General features: G+C 64.8%; 14 protein-coding genes and 1 other RNA gene. All 15 read right to left on the minus strand.

What is annotated here, in order from left to right; translation table 11 throughout:
• Positions 1 to 32 precede the first annotated feature (32 nt).
• Positions 33 to 1,268 carry a cell division protein FtsA gene (gene ftsA / locus GLW01_RS07565; protein WP_077528658.1) on the minus strand — a complete coding sequence of 412 codons (1,236 nt, stop codon included), beginning with the start codon at positions 1,266 to 1,268 and terminating at the stop codon, positions 33 to 35.
• A 17-nt stretch (positions 1,269 to 1,285) separates the two neighbouring features.
• Complete coding sequence (locus GLW01_RS07570) at positions 1,286 to 2,113, minus strand: cell division protein FtsQ/DivIB (protein WP_160898671.1); 828 nt, start codon at positions 2,111 to 2,113, stop codon at positions 1,286 to 1,288.
• Complete coding sequence (locus GLW01_RS07575) at positions 2,110 to 3,069, minus strand: D-alanine--D-alanine ligase (protein ID WP_160898672.1); 960 nt, start codon at positions 3,067 to 3,069, stop codon at positions 2,110 to 2,112. Before GLW01_RS07575 ends, GLW01_RS07570 begins: the two co-directional genes overlap by 4 nt.
• Entirely contained in the window at positions 3,056 to 4,516 is a 1,461-nt protein-coding gene (murC, locus tag GLW01_RS07580; protein ID WP_151440824.1) for a UDP-N-acetylmuramate--L-alanine ligase, read from the minus strand. The genes GLW01_RS07575 and murC overlap by 14 nt, the downstream gene beginning before the upstream one ends.
• Positions 4,503 to 5,585 carry an undecaprenyldiphospho-muramoylpentapeptide beta-N-acetylglucosaminyltransferase gene (gene murG / locus GLW01_RS07585; RefSeq protein ID WP_160898673.1) on the minus strand — a complete coding sequence of 361 codons (1,083 nt, stop codon included), beginning with the start codon at positions 5,583 to 5,585 and terminating at the stop codon, positions 4,503 to 4,505. The genes murC and murG overlap by 14 nt, the downstream gene beginning before the upstream one ends.
• Positions 5,582 to 6,739 (minus strand): putative lipid II flippase FtsW, encoded by a 1,158-nt coding sequence (gene ftsW, locus GLW01_RS07590; protein ID WP_151440822.1) that lies wholly within the window; start codon positions 6,737 to 6,739, stop codon positions 5,582 to 5,584. Before ftsW ends, murG begins: the two co-directional genes overlap by 4 nt.
• Entirely contained in the window at positions 6,736 to 8,076 is a 1,341-nt protein-coding gene (murD, locus tag GLW01_RS07595; protein WP_151440821.1) for a UDP-N-acetylmuramoyl-L-alanine--D-glutamate ligase, read from the minus strand. Before murD ends, ftsW begins: the two co-directional genes overlap by 4 nt.
• Positions 8,077 to 8,087: 11 nt before the next feature.
• Entirely contained in the window at positions 8,088 to 9,173 is a 1,086-nt protein-coding gene (gene mraY / locus GLW01_RS07600) for a phospho-N-acetylmuramoyl-pentapeptide-transferase (RefSeq protein WP_095618011.1), read from the minus strand.
• Positions 9,167 to 10,537 (minus strand): UDP-N-acetylmuramoyl-tripeptide--D-alanyl-D-alanine ligase, encoded by a 1,371-nt coding sequence (locus GLW01_RS07605; RefSeq protein ID WP_160898674.1) that lies wholly within the window; start codon positions 10,535 to 10,537, stop codon positions 9,167 to 9,169. The genes mraY and GLW01_RS07605 overlap by 7 nt, the downstream gene beginning before the upstream one ends.
• Complete coding sequence (locus GLW01_RS07610) at positions 10,534 to 12,021, minus strand: UDP-N-acetylmuramoyl-L-alanyl-D-glutamate--2,6-diaminopimelate ligase (protein WP_160898675.1); 1,488 nt, start codon at positions 12,019 to 12,021, stop codon at positions 10,534 to 10,536. The genes GLW01_RS07605 and GLW01_RS07610 overlap by 4 nt, the downstream gene beginning before the upstream one ends.
• Positions 12,018 to 13,706, minus strand: coding sequence for a peptidoglycan D,D-transpeptidase FtsI family protein (locus tag GLW01_RS07615; protein ID WP_202405611.1), 1,689 nt, complete (start codon positions 13,704 to 13,706; stop codon positions 12,018 to 12,020). The genes GLW01_RS07610 and GLW01_RS07615 overlap by 4 nt, the downstream gene beginning before the upstream one ends.
• Positions 13,707 to 13,761: 55 nt before the next feature.
• On the minus strand, positions 13,762 to 14,139 hold the full coding sequence (gene ftsL, locus GLW01_RS07620) for a cell division protein FtsL (protein ID WP_151440817.1): 378 nt from the start codon (positions 14,137 to 14,139) through the stop codon (positions 13,762 to 13,764).
• A gap of 2 nt (positions 14,140 to 14,141) precedes the next feature.
• Positions 14,142 to 15,074, minus strand: a complete 933-nt coding sequence (gene rsmH / locus GLW01_RS07625) for a 16S rRNA (cytosine(1402)-N(4))-methyltransferase RsmH (RefSeq protein ID WP_160898676.1) — start codon at positions 15,072 to 15,074, stop codon at positions 14,142 to 14,144.
• A 20-nt stretch (positions 15,075 to 15,094) separates the two neighbouring features.
• Positions 15,095 to 15,544: a division/cell wall cluster transcriptional repressor MraZ gene (mraZ, locus tag GLW01_RS07630; RefSeq protein ID WP_077529066.1), complete on the minus strand. Its 450-nt coding sequence runs from the start codon at positions 15,542 to 15,544 to the stop codon at positions 15,095 to 15,097.
• 370 nt (positions 15,545 to 15,914) lie between these two features.
• Positions 15,915 to 16,274, minus strand: an RNA gene (gene rnpB / locus GLW01_RS07635) — RNase P RNA component class A.
• Between the last annotated feature and the right edge of the window lie 5 nt (positions 16,275 to 16,279).

The raw sequence follows: 16,279 nt of genomic DNA on the forward strand, positions 1-16,279 counted from the left end.
TGCCGCTTTATTTGGATTCATTGAAAACCGATTCAGAAATTCCCGGTGAACCACTGCTTGATCCGTGCCAGGAGTGAATCTCCCGCAGCCGGAGAGGGACCGCCCCCGCGTCCCTTCTCCGCCTGCCGGAAGCCGTACATCAGCAGCCCCGCGCCAGTGGCGTACACCGGGGTGCCGATCACATCGCTCATGCCCGTCACGCCCGACGGTATCGCCAGGCGCACGGGCGCATGAAAAATCTCTTCCGCCAGTTCGACCGCGCCTTCCATCATGGAAGAGCCGCCGGTCACCACGATTCCCGCCGGAATCAGATCCTCGAACCCGCTGCGCCGCAGCTCGGACTGGACCAGGGTGAAGAGCTCCTCATAACGGGGCTCGACCACCTCCGCCAGCGCTGCCCGGGACAGATCCCGGGGCGCACGGTCACCAACGCCGGGTACCTTGATGGTTTCCTCGGCGCCGGCCAGCTGCGTCAGGGCGCAGGCGTAACGGGTCTTGATCTCTTCGGCGTTCTGCGTGGGCGTGCGCAGTGCCATGGCGATGTCATTGGTCACCTGGTCGCCGGCAATGGGGATCACCGCCGTATGCCGGATAGCCCCGCCGGTGAAGATGGCGATGTCGGTGGTGCCACCGCCGATGTCCACCATGCACACGCCCAGCTCGCGTTCGTCGTCCGTCAGCACCGAATAGCTCGATGCCAGCTGCTCCAGGATGATGTCGTCCACATCCAGGCCGCAGCGACGCACACACTTGTCGATGTTCTGGACCGCGTTCACCGCGCAGGTCACCAGGTGGACCTTGGCCTCAAGCCGCACGCCCGACATGCCCAGGGGCTCCTTGATGCCCTCCTGGTTATCGATCACGAACTCCTGGGGCAGGATGTGCAGCACCTTCTGGTCCGCCGGGATCGCCACCGCCTGGGCGGCATCAATGACCCGGTCGATATCGGCCTGGGTCACTTCGCGGTCACGGATGGCGACAATGCCATGGGAGTTCATGCTGCGGATGTGGCTCCCGGCGATACCGGCATACACGGAATGGATCCGGCAGCCGGCCATCAGCTCCGCTTCCTCAACCGCACGCTGGATCGCCTGGACAGTGGTCTCGATATTGACCACCACCCCGCGCTTGAGGCCGCGCGACGGATGCGAGCCAATGCCGGCAACCTCGATGGAACCGTCCGGATTCTGCTTGCCGACCAGCGCCACCACCTTGGAGGTGCCGATATCAAGCCCGACGATCATGTTCTCTGTGTCTGCCGATGACATAATCTGAGTCCCGTGATTCAAGAATCTCTCCAGCGCACAGCAACCCCGTTGCCATAGCGCGCATCCACCCCGGTGATATCCGCCGCCACAGGCGACAGCCGGGATTCGTAAACCGTCATGAACCGTTCAAAGCGCTCCCGAACCCGGTCCCGGCCCAGTGAGACGCTTATGCCGTTGTCCAGAAGCAGCGTCCAGGCGCCCCTGGGCTCCAGGCTGACGCTTTCAAGCCCCAGCCCCAGCGCAGCCAGCTCACCGCGGAAGGCCCGGGCCCGCTCCAGCACCTCGTCCGCACGCCCCGCCGGTCCATTAAGCCGGGGCAGGTCCAGGGCCGCCGGCGCCGCAGGCCGGAATACCGTACCCTCGCCGCTGATCAGCGCCTGCCCGTTCCACAGCGCCACGGGTTCGTGCTCACGCACACTGACCGTCAGGGTGCCGGGCCATTCGCGCCCAACGGCCGCACTCTCAACCCAGGGCAGCATCTCGAGCTGGGCCTTCACCCGGGACAGGTCGGTGGCGAAATAGCTCGTCCCGATGAACGGCTCCAGATGATTCTGCAGCGCCGGCTCCGTTACCCGCGTCAGCTCGCCCTGCACCTGGACGCGGTTGAAGTCCTGATCGAGGAACTGGACCCCCTGTCCAATAGCCCAGGGCAGCATCGCGGCGGTAACCGCCACCACCAGACCGAGCGAGACCTGACTCCAGGGCACTCGCCGTACAGCACCAGCCGCCATGCGCAACGCCAGGCGCAACGCGGAGGGATCCTCCACCATGGGACTGGCGCCACGCTGGCGCGCAGTCTTGGCGCGTGTATCCCGGATCCGCAGTGGCGACAGAAGCCCGTTCATGCCCGCACCTCCAGTGTCTGTTCCAGGATCCGGACACAGAGTTCCCGGAACCCGATGCCGGCCGCCTCAGCGGCCATGGGCACCAGGCTGTGGTCGGTCATGCCGGGAATGGTGTTCACCTCCAAAAGCCAGAAATCGCCGGCGGCGTCCTGCATCACATCCACCCGGCCCCAGCCGCAGCCATCAATGACCCGGAAGGCCTCGAGCGACAGCTCCCGGATACGCTGCTCGTGGGCGCTGTCAAGGCCACTGGGCAGCATGTAATGGGTATCGTCCGAGAGGTACTTGGCCTCGAAATCGTAGAAGGTGTGGTCGGTGGCCAGCCCGATCACCGGCAGTGCCTGGTCGCCCAGAATACTGACGGTGTACTCGCCGCCTGTTATCCATTCCTCCACCAGCACCAGGGGGTCGAGCTCGCAGGCCTGGATATAGGCCTCCTTCAGTTCGGCAACCGTCCCCACCTTGCCGATACCGATGCTCGAGCCCTCACGCGCCGGTTTGACACCGAGCGGAGCACGCAGCTCACCCAGGATGGCCTCTGCCTCCCCGACCGAGCGCATGAGCCGGAAGGCCGGCGTGGGAAGGCCGGCGCCCGCGAACGCGTACTTGGTGCGCAGCTTGTCCATCCCCAGCGCCGAGGCCAGAACCCCACTGCCGGTATAGGGGACCCCCGCCTGATCCAGTATGGCCTGGGGGGTGCCGTCCTCTCCGCCACGACCGTGAAGGGCGATGAAACACCGGTCGAACTGCCCTTCCGCGGCCAGCTTGAGAATCGCGTTACCCTGCACATCCACGGCATGGGCATCCACGCCCGCCGCCTGCAGGGCGTCGGTCACCGCCTGCCCGCTCTTGAGCGAGACACTGCGCTCCGCCGAATCGCCACCCATCAGGACCGCAACCCGGCCCAGGGCCTGTGTCTGTTCTGCACTGACGCGGAACTCATCAGTGACCGTCATGATCACCTCCGCTTCCGGTCAGTCCGTTCGACGCCAGACGCGCCGAGAGGCCCCCGATGTCGCCGGCCCCCTGGGTGATAAGCAGATCGCCGGGCTGGAGCAGGTTCTCCAGCAGATCCTCGACCCGATCCGTGTCCTCCACGAACACCGGATCCAGCTGGCCCCGCTGGCGCATGCTCCGGCACAGGCTTCGGCTGTCCGCGCCGGGGATCGGCTGCTCACCCGCCGCGTAGACATCCAGCATCAGCAGCACATCCACGCTGGAGAGCACCCGCACGAAATCGTCATAGAGATCACTGGTCCGGCTGAACCGGTGCGGCTGGTAGATCATGACCAGGCGACGACCGGGCCAGGCATCGCGCACACCCTGGATCACCGCCTCCACCTCACGTGGATGGTGCCCGTAGTCGTCCACCAGCGTGACCTCGCCCCCGGCTACCGGGTAGTCGCCGTAGACCTGGAAGCGACGGCCGACACCGGAGAAATGCTCCAGTGCCCTCAGAATATCCTCGTCCCCGACCCCCTCGTCCGTGGCCACGGCAATCGCCGCCATGGCGTTGAGGACGTTGTGCCGACCCGGCATGCGCAGGCGCACTTCCAGGTCCGAATAGCCATCGGGACGCAGCGCACGGAAACCGGTACTGAAACCGTCCGTGTTCACGTCCACCGCTCGATAGTCAGCGTCCTCGCTGAAACCGTAAGTGATCACGGCGCGCGAGATGCGTTCCGCCACTTCCCGCACCCGGGGATCATCACAGCACATGATGGCCACGCCGTAGAACGGCAGGCTGTGCAGGAACTCCACGAAGGTCTGCTTGAGCTTCTCGAAGTCACCGCCATAGGTGTGCATGTGATCCGCATCGATATTGGTGACCACGCTGATCACCGGCGTCAGATGCAGGAAAGAGGCATCGCTTTCATCGGCCTCGGCCACCAGGTAGCGCGAACGCCCCAGCTGGGCATTGGTACCGGCGCTGTTGAGCTTGCCACCGATCACGAAGGTCGGGTCCAGACCGCCCTCGCCCAGAATCGAGGCGATCAGGCTGGTTGTCGTGGTCTTGCCATGGGTACCGGCCACCGCAATGCCGTGGCGGTAACGCATGATCTCGGCCAGCATCTCCGCACGGGGTACCACCGGTACGCGGTTTTCCCGGGCCGTAACGACCTCCGGGTTGGATTCATCCACGGCACTGGAGACCACAACCACGTCCGCATCGGCACTGTTCTCCCCGCGGTGCCCGATGGCCACACGGATCCCAAGCTCTCCCAGGTGACGGGTCACGGCACTTTCACGGATATCGGAGCCGGTCACCTCATAGCCCTGGTTGTAGAGCACTTCCGCGATCCCGCTCATACCGGAACCGCCGATACCCACAAAGTGGATCCCGCGGATACGCCGCATCTCGGGCACGTCATGGACCATGGGGCTGGTATTACGCTCGGCCATGAGCCGCCTCCAGACAGTAATTGACAACACGTTCGGTGGCGTCCGGGACCGCCAGCTCGCGGGCCCGCTCCGCCATGGTGCGCAGCGCGTCCCGATCGTCATCGAGACGCTGGATTTCCCGCGCCAGACCCGCCGCATCCAGCTGGGACTGGGGCATCAGAAGGGCTGCACCTGCGTCGCTGAGATGGCGCGCGTTGACCGTCTGATGATCATCCACCGCATGCGGGAAAGGCACCAGCACGGCCCCCACGCCTACACAGGCGAGCTCCGCCAGTGTCAGGGCGCCCGCCCGGCAGACCACCAGGTCGGCCCAGCCGTAGGCTTCCGCCATATCCCCGATAAAGGGCACCACGTCCGCCGACAGACCCGCGTCCGCATAGGCCTTGCGGGTGCTGTCCAGGTGATCCCGGCCGCACTGATGGCGGACTTCCGGCTGTTCACCGGTTGCCAGCGACGCCAGCGCCTCCGGCACCACTTCATTGATGGCGCGGGCACCACGGCTTCCCCCCAGGACCAGGAGCTTAAGCCGTTGCCCGCGCCCGATACGTTCAGCCGGGGCCGGAAGCCCCGTCAGGTCCTGGCGCACCGGGTTGCCCGTGCAGCGGGTCACGGTTCTGCTGCCATAGGCACCGGGAAACGCCTCCAAGGTGACTTCGGCCAGGTGGGAGAGCCACTGGTTGGTCATACCGGCAACCGCATTCTGTTCATGGATCACCAACGGCCGGCGCAGCAGCCAGGCCGCCAGACCACCCGGTCCGGCCGCGAAACCGCCCATACCCAGAACGCAGTCCGGGCGGAAGCGGCGGATCACCGCAACCGCCTGCCACAGCGCCCGCATCAGTTTCACTGGTGCCGCCAGACGCGTGAGGCCACCCTTGCCCCGCAGACCGGAGACCTCGATCAGGTACAGGGGGATGTCCCTGCCACCAATCAGATCGGCTTCCATGCCGCCACTGGAGCCGAGCCAGGCGACTTCATGGCCCTTTTCCCGGAGAGCTTCCGCAGTGGCCAGTGCCGGGAAAACGTGCCCGCCGGTACCGCCTGCCATGATCAGGAAACGCTGGCTCATGATGCATCGCCCTCCTGCGCAAGCTGATCTTCCACTTCCATCTGGACCCGCGCGATCACGCCAATGGTGACGCAGCTCACCACCAGGCTGGAGCCGCCATAGCTGACGAGCGGCAGGGTCAGGCCCTTGGTGGGCAGAAGCCCGGTGTTGACGGCCATATTGATATAGGCCTGGAGCGCGATCAGCAGGGTCAGGCCGTAGGCCAGACAGGCGCCGAACGTCATGCCGGCGTCCCGGGCCCGGCGGGCAATACGCAGGCCAGTGAGAACGAGCACCGTGAATGTCAGCAGTATGCCCAGCGCTCCCAGAAGCCCGAATTCCTCGGCAGCGATGGCAAAGATGAAATCGGTATGGGCTTCCGGCAGATAGAACAGCTTCTGGATCGAGTTGCCCAGGCCGGTTCCGGTCCATTCTCCACGACCGAACGCGATCAGCGCCTGGGTCAGCTGGTAGCCGGAATTGAACTGGTCCTTCCAGGGATCGAGGTAGGCCACCAGGCGCTCAATCCGGTACGGCTGGCTGAACAGCGCTGCGGCGCCCAGGGCCAGACCGCTCAGGCTCACCACCAGGAAGCGGCCCAGCCCGACACCGCTGACGAAAATGACACCAAAGGCGGCCGCCATCAGCACCACCACGGCACCGAAATCCGGTTGCACCAGCAGAAGCCCGCTGGCCGCGCCCAGGATGGCCAGCGGCTTGAGCACCCCGGGCCAGGTATCCACCACTTCCGCGTGACGCCGGACCACGTAGCCGGCCAGATAGACCACCAGAAGCCACTTGGCCGCCTCCGAAACCTGAAAGTTCGCGACACCCAGTGAGATCCAGCGGGTGCTGCCATTAACGGTGACCCCCAGGGGCGTCAGTACCAGGATCAGCAGCAGGAAGGCACCGGCCAGCCACAGCCAGGCACCACGCAGCCACCAGACGAGCGGAATGTTGGCGGCAACCAGCCCCGCCAGGCAGCCCAGCACCACATAGACGCTCTGGCGCAGAACGAAGTGCAGCGGACTGCCATAGTTCTGTGCCGCCACATCCATGGAAGCCGATCCAATCATCACAATGCCCAGCGTCAGCAACACACCCGCACTCAACAGAAGCGCCGTGAGTTCCCGCCGCGGCGCGCGGATGGGCATATTCCCCGCAACCGCCGTCATAACGCCTCCACAGCCCGGGCGAAAGCATCGCCCCGGGCCTCATAGCTGCTGTACTGATCCAGACTCGAGCAGGCCGGGGAAAGCAGTACCCGGTCCCCGGCGCAAGCCTTGTCCGACGCGACCTTTACCGCTTCCTCCATCGTGCTGACACGCGTGCTGGCCACGAGGTTACCCAGAGCCTCTTCCAGGATCGGCGCATCCTGGCCCATGAGCACCAGATGGCGGACCCGCCCGGTCACCGCCTCCACCAGCGGGGACAGATCCGCTCCCTTGGCATCGCCGCCAGCAATCAGCACCAGCTGGCCCTCGGCGGGCGCCAGGCTTTCGATTGCGGCCCGTGTGGCGCCCACATTGGTGGCCTTGGAATCGTTCACCCAGAGCACGCCGCTGTGTTCCCGCAGGCTCTGGCTGCGGTGCGGCAGGCCCCGGAACCGGCGGGCGGCCGCCAGCATGGCGTCCATGGGCAGCCCGACCGCATTGCCCAGCGCCAGCGCCGCCAGCACATTGGCGATGTTGTGCATGCCGGCCACGCCCAGCTCGCTGGCGTGCATCAGGTTATCCAGACCATGGGTCAGCCAGAGACCGGTTTCGTCCTCGCGGGTACTGAAGACCCCGAGGTCCACCCGGAAGAGTCCGAAGAAATGCGGCACCATGCCCTCGTTGAGCAGCGGCTGGCTCAGGGGATCGTCCAGGTTCACGACGGCATTGCGTGCGCCCTGGAAGATCCGGTGCTTGGCCTGGAAGTAGCTCATCCGGTCCGGGTAGCGGTCCATGTGGTCATCGCTGACGTTGAGGACCGTGGCCACCTCGGCTTTCAGATCCGTGGTGCGTTCCAGCTGGAAACTGGAAACCTCCAGGATATAGAGCGGCACATCCGGGGCGATCAGATCCAGCGCCGGCGTACCCAGGTTGCCTCCCACACCGGCATTCACACCGGCCTCCGCGGCCATCTGCCCGAGAAGCGTGGTGACCGTGCTCTTGCCGTTGGAGCCCGTGATGGCCACCACCGGTGCCGCCACGGCTTCCCGGAACAGGTCCAGGTCGCCGGAAATCCGCACACCCGCCTCGGCGGCCGCCGCGATCGCCGGTTCATCCAGGCTGATCCCGGGGCTGACGATGAGTTCATCGAAACCGCAGAACCAGTCCGGATCAAAGGCGCCGGTGACCACTTCCAGATCCGGCCAGCGCTCGCGCACCTCAGCAAGACCCGGCGGCTGGGCACGGCTGTCCGCCACGGCCAGTTGCCGGCCGAGTGCATGGCAATGACGCACGCACGACAGGCCGGTAGCTCCCAGCCCGACGATGAGTGTGCGACGATCCGATGCAATCAGTGCCATGACTGTCTGCCCTACCTCAGCTTGAGGGTCGCAAGACCCACGAGTACGAGAATGACCGTGATGACCCAGAACCGCACGATCACGCGCGGCTCCGGCCAGCCCTTGAGTTCGAAGTGGTGATGCAGCGGTGCCATGCGGAAAACCCGCCGCCCGGTCAGCTTGAACGAAGCGACCTGAACGATGACCGACAGGGTTTCCACCACGAAAATGCCGCCCATGATGAACAGCACGATCTCCTGGCGGACGATGACCGCCAGGACCCCAAGGCCTGCACCCAGCGCCAGGGAACCCACGTCCCCCATGAAGACCTGCGCGGGATAGGTGTTGAACCACAGAAAGCCCAGGCCGGCACCGACAAGGGCGCCGCAGTAGACAAGCAGCTCACCGGTGCCGGGCAGGTTCGGAATCTGCAGGTAATCCGCGAAATTGGCGTGGCCTGAGGCGTAGGCGAAGATCCCCAGGGCCGCCCCGACCATGACCGTAGGCATGATTGCCAGCCCATCCAGCCCGTCAGTGAGGTTGACGGCATTGCTGCTGCCGACGATCACCAGGTAGCTCAGAACCACAAAGGCAACCGGCCCCATCAGCAAGCCGAAATCCTTGAAGAACGGCATAATGAGCGTGATTTCCTGGGGCAGCGTGGCGGTGGCGTACAGAGCCACGGCTGCCAGGAAGCCGGTTACCGACTGCCAGAAATACTTCCAGCGTGCCGGCAGCCCTTTGGGATTGCGATCCACAACCTTTCGGTAGTCATCAACCCAGCCAATGGCACCGAATGCCAGCGTCACGCCCAGCGTGATCCAGACATAACGGTTGCTCAGGTCCGACCACAGGAGTGTGCTCAGCGCCACCGCCACCAGGATAAGCGCACCGCCCATGGTGGGAGTTCCGGCCTTGCTCAGGTGTGTTTCGGGGCCGTCATCCCGCACCGCCTGGCCGATCTGATACTGCGCCAGATGCCGGATCATGGCGGGGCCGATGAGCAACGAGGTCAGCAGTGCCGTCAGCACCCCCAGGATGCCCCGGAGCGTAATGTACTGGAACACGGCAAAGCCGCTGATGTACTGCGCCAGAAAATCAGTCAGCCAGACTAGCATGCGTCGTCGTTCCTCTCTCTGAGACGGGTGACCGCCCGATCCATGCCCGCGCTGCGCGAGCCCTTGACCAGGATCGAAGCGACCTCCCCCAGTTCATCCCACACCCGGTCCGCCAGTGATTCCGGGGCGTCGCCGGTGTGGGTCCCGTCACCGAAGCCGTCGGCGTAATCGCTGGCATGGCTTCCGGTGACCATCAGTTGTTCAATGCCCAGCTGCCGGGCGAGTTCACCCAGGGCCCGGTGCTGGCTGGCCGCTTCCGACCCCAGTTCCGCCATATCCCCCAGCAGGGCAAACCGCGGTGCCGGCATGGCGGCCAGAGTCCGCAGGGCAGCCGCCATGGAGGCCGGGTTGGCGTTGTAGCTGTCGTTGAGAATGCGGATGCCCGGCCGCAGGGTGATGGGCTCCAGCCGACCGGCCACAGCCGGTGTGTTTGCCAGCCCGCGAGCGACCCGATCCATGCCCAATCCCAGACTGTGCGCCGCTGCGGCCACCAGAAGGGCATTGGCCACGTTGTGCCGGCCCGGAATGGGCAGCCGGATGTCGGTGGCGGTCACGGCATCACCGAGCAGTGTGAACGCGATGCCGTCGGCATCCTCGCGGATGGACTCCGCCCGGAAGCTGGCATCCTGGTCCCCCTGCGCGGAGATGCTGAGCACCCGCCGCATACCGGCCCGTGCCCGCCAGTCCTCAAAAGCAGCCTCGTCATGATTCAGGATGACGGTGCCTCCAGCGCGCACGGAATCGATGATCTCACCCTTAGCGGAGACAATGTTCTCCAGGCTGCCAAAGCCCTCCAGATGCGCCGCACTGGCATTGGTAATGATACCGACGTCCGGCGCAGCCAGAGACCCTGTCCAGGCGATCTCGCCGAGCCCGCTGGCCCCCAGCTCCACGACTGCGAACTCTGCATCCGGCCCGAGCTGGAGCAGGGTCAGCGGCGCACCGATCTCATTGTTCAGGTTGCCCTCGGTTGCCATCACGGAGCCGGCTTCTGCCAGCACCGTCTGCATCATCTGCCGGGTGGTGGTCTTGCCGGAGCTGCCCGTAATCCCGACCAGTTTCCCCGCGAATTCGGCACGGTTGAGCCCGGCGAGGCGCCCCAGTGCGTAACGGCTGTCCCGCACCTGGATCACCGGCATACTGGCATCCACCTTCTTCTCCGCAACGATGGCACAGGCGCCCGCTTTTTCCGCTTCCCGCACGAAGTCATGACCGTCGTACCGGTCCCCGCTCAGAGCCACGTAGAGACCCCCCTTCGCCAGCGTCCGGGTATCAATGCCGACACGACTGAAGAACAGGTCCTCACCCCGCAGGGTGCCCTGAACCAGGGGTGTGATTTCCGCCAGGGAGAATGCCCGCATCATGCTGCTTCCCCTCCCTCACCGATCAGTCTGCGCACCACGCCGGCATCGCTGAAGGCGGTACGGACGCCACCACGCTCCTGGGTGGTTTCATGGCCCTTGCCCGCGATCAGCACCAGGTCCGTCGTATCCGCTTCCCGGAAGGCGGTGGTGATAGCGTTGTCACGGTCATGGATGACCCGCACACCGGCGGCATCGGCCATTCCGGAAAGGATGTCCGCCACGATGCCCTCCGGTGATTCATCACGCGGGTTGTCATCGGTCAGAATCACATGGTCCGCCAGCCGTTCCGCCACTTCGCCCATGGCCGGGCGTTTGGTCTGGTCACGATTGCCGCCACAGCCGAAGACACACCACAGCTCGCCACTGACATGGGGCCTGAGAGCTGCCAGAGCGTGTTCAAGCGCCGCTGCTGTGTGGGCGTAATCAATCACCAGCTTCAGCCCGCTGGTCGCCGCATAGGGCTCAAGGCGCCCCGGAGGCGCTTCCACCCCGGCGGCCGCGGTCTCCACCACCCCGGGGGGAATCCCCAGGGCCAGTGCGGCGGCACTGGCGGCCGCCAGATTCTCAATATTGAAATGGCCCATCAGGCGGGTCTGCAGTGACAGCCGCCCCAGACGGGTATCGAGGATCGCGGCCATACCGTCGCTGGCGGGCCGGGCATCACGGATGCGGCATTCGAGCTGCTCCGCCGTGTACCCGTAACGCCAGAGGCGGGTTTCGGCCGGCAACCGACCAGGTAGCTGGCGGCCGAAATCATCATCCGCATTGACCACCGCAATGTCCGGCTCATGATCCATGAAGAGACGCGCCTTGGCGGCACCGTACGCTGCCATATCAGCGTGGTAATCCAGATGCTCGGGCGAAAGATTGGTGAATACGCCGGCATCAAACCGCACCCGGTCTACCCGGCCCTGCACAAGGGCGTGGGATGAAACTTCCATGACCACCGCTTTCGCGCCCTGATCCAGGAAGCCAGCCAGGAGGCTGTGCACCCGGGTCACATCGGGGGTGGTATGGCTGGCCGTCTCCCGGGATTCCCGGAAGGCGTAGCCAAGGGTCCCCATGGTAGCCGCGGGAATACCACCAGCCTCCAGAATGGCCGCGATGAAGCCGGTAACCGAGGTTTTACCGTTGGTACCGGTCACTCCGATCACGGTGAGGTGGGCGGATGGATGGCCATGAAAGTAATCGGCCAGACCGGCCAGGCAGTCACCCAGGCCGGCAACCGGAACCAGGACGGCCCCACGGTACTCTCTGGGGTCCCCGGCGCCATCCTCCAGCAGGATCGCCACCGCTCCGTTCGCGACGGCGTCATCCACGTACGCCCAGGCATCCCCGCCGGAACCCGCCAGCGCGATGAAGGCATCCCCCGGGCGGACCCGCCGGCTGTCAGCGCTCAAGCCATGCACCCAGACATCCAGTACCGATGGAATGGCAGCCCGATCCCTTAGAAGGTTCTTGAGACTGTGCGCGACGTGGCTCATCCCTGCCCCCCATCAGTCCCGGTGGATTCGTCAGCCATGGACGCCCCCCCGGAGGGGCTGACATTCAGCAGTCGCAGCGCGTCACCCATGATGCGTCCAAAGATGGGCGCGGCCACCTCACCGCCGTAGTACTCGGTGCGTGAAGGCGCATCAACAGTGACCACGGTGACCACCTGCGGATCATCAACCGGGCCCATGCCGGCGAACAGCGCCTTGTACTGGTCGGCCTCATAGCCGCTGGCGCCGACCAGGTGGACTGTCCCGGTCTTGCCCGCCAGACGGTAGATGCCCTGGTCCGCACGCGTGCCGGTGCCCTCTTCCACAACCCTGGCAAGCATCGCCCGCACCTGGCGCGCGGTCTCTTGCGACATGACCCGATGGCCCTTGGGTGCCTCATCGTTTTTAAGCAGGGTCACGGGATAACGGATACCGCCATTGGCCAGGGTCATGTAAGCCTGGGCCATCTGCAGCGCGTTCACGCTGAGCCCATAGCCATAGGAAAGCGCCGCCACCTCAACCGGCCGCAGGTTCACGCTCGCCGGCAGGATACCCACCGACTCCCCAGGGAAGCCGATGCCCGTGGACTGCCCGAATCCCACGCTGTAGAACAGGTTCTGGAGCCGCTCCCCGGAGAGCTCGGAAGCGACGCGGCTGATGCCCACATTCGAGGAACGGACAATGATCTCGGCGAGCGAGAGCCGGCCGTAATCGTGATGATCCCGAATCGTGTAGGCGCCCATCTGGCGGTAGCCAGGGCTGGTGTTAATGACGGTTTCCGGGGTGAACTCGCCAGACTCAAGAGCCGCCGCTGCCGTAAAGGGCTTGACGGTCGAGCCCGGCTCATACAGGTCGGTGATCGCGCGGTTGCGGACACGGGCCGGATCCCGTTGTCCACGGTCATTCGGGTTCAGCGCCGGCTGGTTGGCCATCGCCAGGATCTCACCGCTGTCCACATCCAGCATGACCACGGTACCACCGCGCGCACCATGGGCCTCGACGGCAGCCTTCAGCTCACGGTAGGCGAGGTACTGGAGCCGGAGGTCGAGGCTCAGATTGAGGTCGTTACCGGGATGGGCTTCACGGATGGGGCCAAGGTCCCGGATGGTGCGCCCACGGTTATCCCGGAGTACGCGCTTGCTCCCCTTCTCACCCGCCAGCCAGTGATTGAAGGACAGCTCCATCCCCTCCTGGCCCTGTTCATCGATGTTGGTGAACCCGATCACGTGTGAGGTCACTTCCCCCGCCGGGTAGTAGCGGCGGTATTCGCGCCGGCTGTAGACACCGGGAACTTCCAGCTCCATGACTTCCCGAGCCAGTGCAGGCTGCACCTTGCGGCGCAGGTAGAGAAATTCACGCTCGCTGTTGCTGGCAAGGCGCTCGCGCAGTTGTGCCGCGTCCAGTTCCGCCGCCTCTGCAAGCCGGGGTATGGCGGGATGGTCCGATGGCAGCTCGCCGGGATTGGCCCACAGGGTCTTCACCGGGGTGCTTATGGCCAGGGGTTCGCCATGACGGTCGCGGATCACGCCACGGTTGGCATCGATGGGTTCCACGCGGGCGGTGCGTGCTTCGCCCTGCTCGCGCAGGAATTCATTGTCCAGGACCTGAAGCTCCACCAGCCGAGCGCCGACAGCGGCAGCGGAGCCCAGTACCGCCACCAGCACCAGCAGGTGCCGCCACGAAGCCATAGCCACGCGGTCGTGCCTGCGAGCGGTCTGTTGGTGTTTTTGTCCCGCCATGAATCTACCGCGTTGTCACGACTACAATGTCATCGCGGGCGGGAACCTTCATTTCCAGTTCCCGCGCCGCGCGCCCTTCCACATGGCTGTGCGCGCTGAGCGCACTCTGTTCCAGAAGAAGCTGTGTCCACTGCCGCTGATAGGCATCCCGCTCATCCCGCAGATCAGTCAGGGTGCCGTACAGCGTCCGGTTGAGATGGGATGCATACACCACAGCCAGTGCCGAAACCGTCAGCACCAGCAGCATCAGCAGCGTCACCAGCACCCTGGAACCCCAGAGCCCCCGAAAGATACGACCGGAAATACGTGCCGCAGCGTCCAGCACTTCCCGCCAGCGCAGCGCGCGCCCTCCGGTTTCGGACCTGACTGCCGTTGCCCCCATGATCAGGCCTCCCCCGCACTGCTGCGTTCAAGCACACGCATCACTGCGCTGCGCGCACGCACATTCACACTGCGTTCAGCCTCCGATGCCTGTACGGCACGGCCCACTGTCCGGAATCCCGTCTCTTCCATCTCAGCCGTCACCGGCACACCACGTGGCAGTTGCGGGCCCCGGCTGCGGTCGCGCATGAAGCGCTTCACGCGGCGATCCTCCAATGAATGGAAGCTGATCACCACAAGACGCCCCCCCGGGCCGAGATGGTCCACCGCCTGGCAAAGAGCCTCGTCCAGCTGTGGCAGCTCCTCATTCACCCGGATACGGATCGCCTGGAACGAGCGGGTCGCCGGGTGCTTGTAGCGGTCCTCAAACGGCACTGCCTCACGGATCAGCTCGGCCAGCTGCGTAGTGCGGGTAACCGGCTGTTCCTGCCGGGCCTCGACAATGCGGCGCGCAATCCGCTTCGCGAACCGCTCCTCGCCGTAGTCACGCAGAACCCGCGCAATCTCCTTCTCATCCTCGCGTGCCAGCCAGTCGGCGGCGCTCTGGCCCGCGTCCGGATCCATCCGCATATCCAGCGGGCCGTCGTGCCGGAAACTGAAGCCACGCTCCGGCTCATCCAGCTGCGGGGAGGAAACACCCAGATCGAAAAGAACGCCGTCGACCCAGGACCAGCCGGCTTCATTCAGGAGCCCGGCCAGGCTGCCAAAGTCGCCGCGCTGTACACTGACCCGCGGATCCGCCTCCGCCAGTTCCCTGGCCACACGGATCGCTTCCGGATCACGGTCCAGAACCAGGAGCTGACCGGTATCATCCAGCTGGTCGAGAATGGCCCGGCTGTGGCCGCCCCGGCCGAAGGTGGCATCCACATACCTGCCCGCCGGCGTGGTCACCAACGCGTCAACGGCTTCCTGTTGCAGTACGGACTCATGAGCCATGGCCAATTCTCCAGTCCCCGCTAAAGCGACAGGGACTTCATCTCTTCCGGGATTTCCTCATCGCCGTCATCCTCCTCAAGCCAGGCCATCCAGCGGTCCTCGCTCCAGAGTTCCAGCTTGCGGCCCTGGCCGACCAGGTAGAGCTTCTTCTCCAGGCCGGCGTAATCACGCAGCGGCTGCGGCACCAGAATCCGGCCCGCGCCATCCAGCTCCAGCGGTGTGGCATAACCAATGAGCAGCCGCTGGGTGCGGCGTACCGCCTTGTTGAAGCTCGGCAACGCTTCGATCTTGGGCAGGATCTCCTCCCACTGCGGCTCGGGGTAGACCAGCAGGCAGCGTTCCTCGGTGTGGGCGGTCAGCACAATACGGCCACCACAGAGGGTCTCGAGGTCCTCGCGCACACGAGCGGGGATAGCCAGGCGCCCCTTGGCGTCCATATTGATCGCATGACTGCCGAGAAAATTCGTCATGGTCGATTCGCTACCCCGATTCAGTGGCCCGGATCACCAACTGACCCAATGCCACCACTCATTACCCACAAGACACCACTTGATGCCACTTTTTACCACTTGGCGACACTATAAGAAGACTCCCGGGGCAATGCAAGAAAACCCAAGCCGCCTGAATCAGGAAAAAATACCGTTGTGCCAGTGATTTAGAAGGAAAAGCAGTGAACGGAAGGTAACGTGCGCGTAACAAATTCCGCCTTTTCAGAAACCTGGAGAAAACTCCAAGAATTCACGTCAAGGTCAAGACTTTTTTGCTATAAGAGAAGTACTTCAAAAGAAATGAACAGAATAGGAAGGGTGGCCCGGGCTTCACTGTGGGAAGCCACGGGCCTGTTCGAGTCCGCCTGTAAGCCGGGTTCTGTCGCGTGCAGTCATTCCTCTGGGATCCGCGTCACCGCGGACCTCAAGCAGCCTACCCGAGTCCGGTGCGGGCCACACCTCTGGACTCCTATTTGGCCTTGCTCCGAGTGGGGTTTACCGTCGCCGTGGACTGTTGCCAGCCACGCGGTGCGCTCTTACCGCACCTTTTCAACCTTGCCGGCGGCCCGCGGGCCGCTTAGGCGGTTTCCTTTCTGCTGCACTTTCCGTCGGCTCGCGCCGCCCAGGCGTTACCTGGCACTCCGCCCTGTGGAGCCCGGACTTTCCTCCCTCCCCGTACGCTGACGGGAACAGCGACTGCATAGCGGGCTCAGGCAG

The sequence above is a fragment of the Vreelandella halophila genome (assembly GCF_009856365.1).
Classification (GTDB): domain Bacteria; phylum Pseudomonadota; class Gammaproteobacteria; order Pseudomonadales; family Oleiphilaceae; genus Halospina; species Halospina utahensis_B.

What these genes read in the sequence shown, in the direction of transcription:
- ftsA (WP_077528658.1), bottom strand. Translation starts at nt 1,268, where the DNA reads ATGTCATCGGCAGACACAGAGAACATGATCGTCGGGCTTGATATCGGC.
- GLW01_RS07570 (WP_160898671.1), bottom strand. Translation starts at nt 2,113, where the DNA reads ATGAACGGGCTTCTGTCGCCACTGCGGATCCGGGATACACGCGCCAAG.
- GLW01_RS07575 (WP_160898672.1), bottom strand. Translation starts at nt 3,069, where the DNA reads ATGACGGTCACTGATGAGTTCCGCGTCAGTGCAGAACAGACACAGGCC.
- murC (WP_151440824.1), bottom strand. Translation starts at nt 4,516, where the DNA reads ATGGCCGAGCGTAATACCAGCCCCATGGTCCATGACGTGCCCGAGATG.
- murG (WP_160898673.1), bottom strand. Translation starts at nt 5,585, where the DNA reads ATGAGCCAGCGTTTCCTGATCATGGCAGGCGGTACCGGCGGGCACGTT.
- ftsW (WP_151440822.1), bottom strand. Translation starts at nt 6,739, where the DNA reads ATGACGGCGGTTGCGGGGAATATGCCCATCCGCGCGCCGCGGCGGGAA.
- murD (WP_151440821.1), bottom strand. Translation starts at nt 8,076, where the DNA reads ATGGCACTGATTGCATCGGATCGTCGCACACTCATCGTCGGGCTGGGA.
- mraY (WP_095618011.1), bottom strand. Translation starts at nt 9,173, where the DNA reads ATGCTAGTCTGGCTGACTGATTTTCTGGCGCAGTACATCAGCGGCTTT.
- GLW01_RS07605 (WP_160898674.1), bottom strand. Translation starts at nt 10,537, where the DNA reads ATGATGCGGGCATTCTCCCTGGCGGAAATCACACCCCTGGTTCAGGGC.
- GLW01_RS07610 (WP_160898675.1), bottom strand. Translation starts at nt 12,021, where the DNA reads ATGAGCCACGTCGCGCACAGTCTCAAGAACCTTCTAAGGGATCGGGCT.
- GLW01_RS07615 (WP_202405611.1), bottom strand. Translation starts at nt 13,706, where the DNA reads ATGGCTTCGTGGCGGCACCTGCTGGTGCTGGTGGCGGTACTGGGCTCC.
- ftsL (WP_151440817.1), bottom strand. Translation starts at nt 14,139, where the DNA reads ATGGGGGCAACGGCAGTCAGGTCCGAAACCGGAGGGCGCGCGCTGCGC.
- rsmH (WP_160898676.1), bottom strand. Translation starts at nt 15,074, where the DNA reads ATGGCTCATGAGTCCGTACTGCAACAGGAAGCCGTTGACGCGTTGGTG.
- mraZ (WP_077529066.1), bottom strand. Translation starts at nt 15,544, where the DNA reads ATGACGAATTTTCTCGGCAGTCATGCGATCAATATGGACGCCAAGGGG.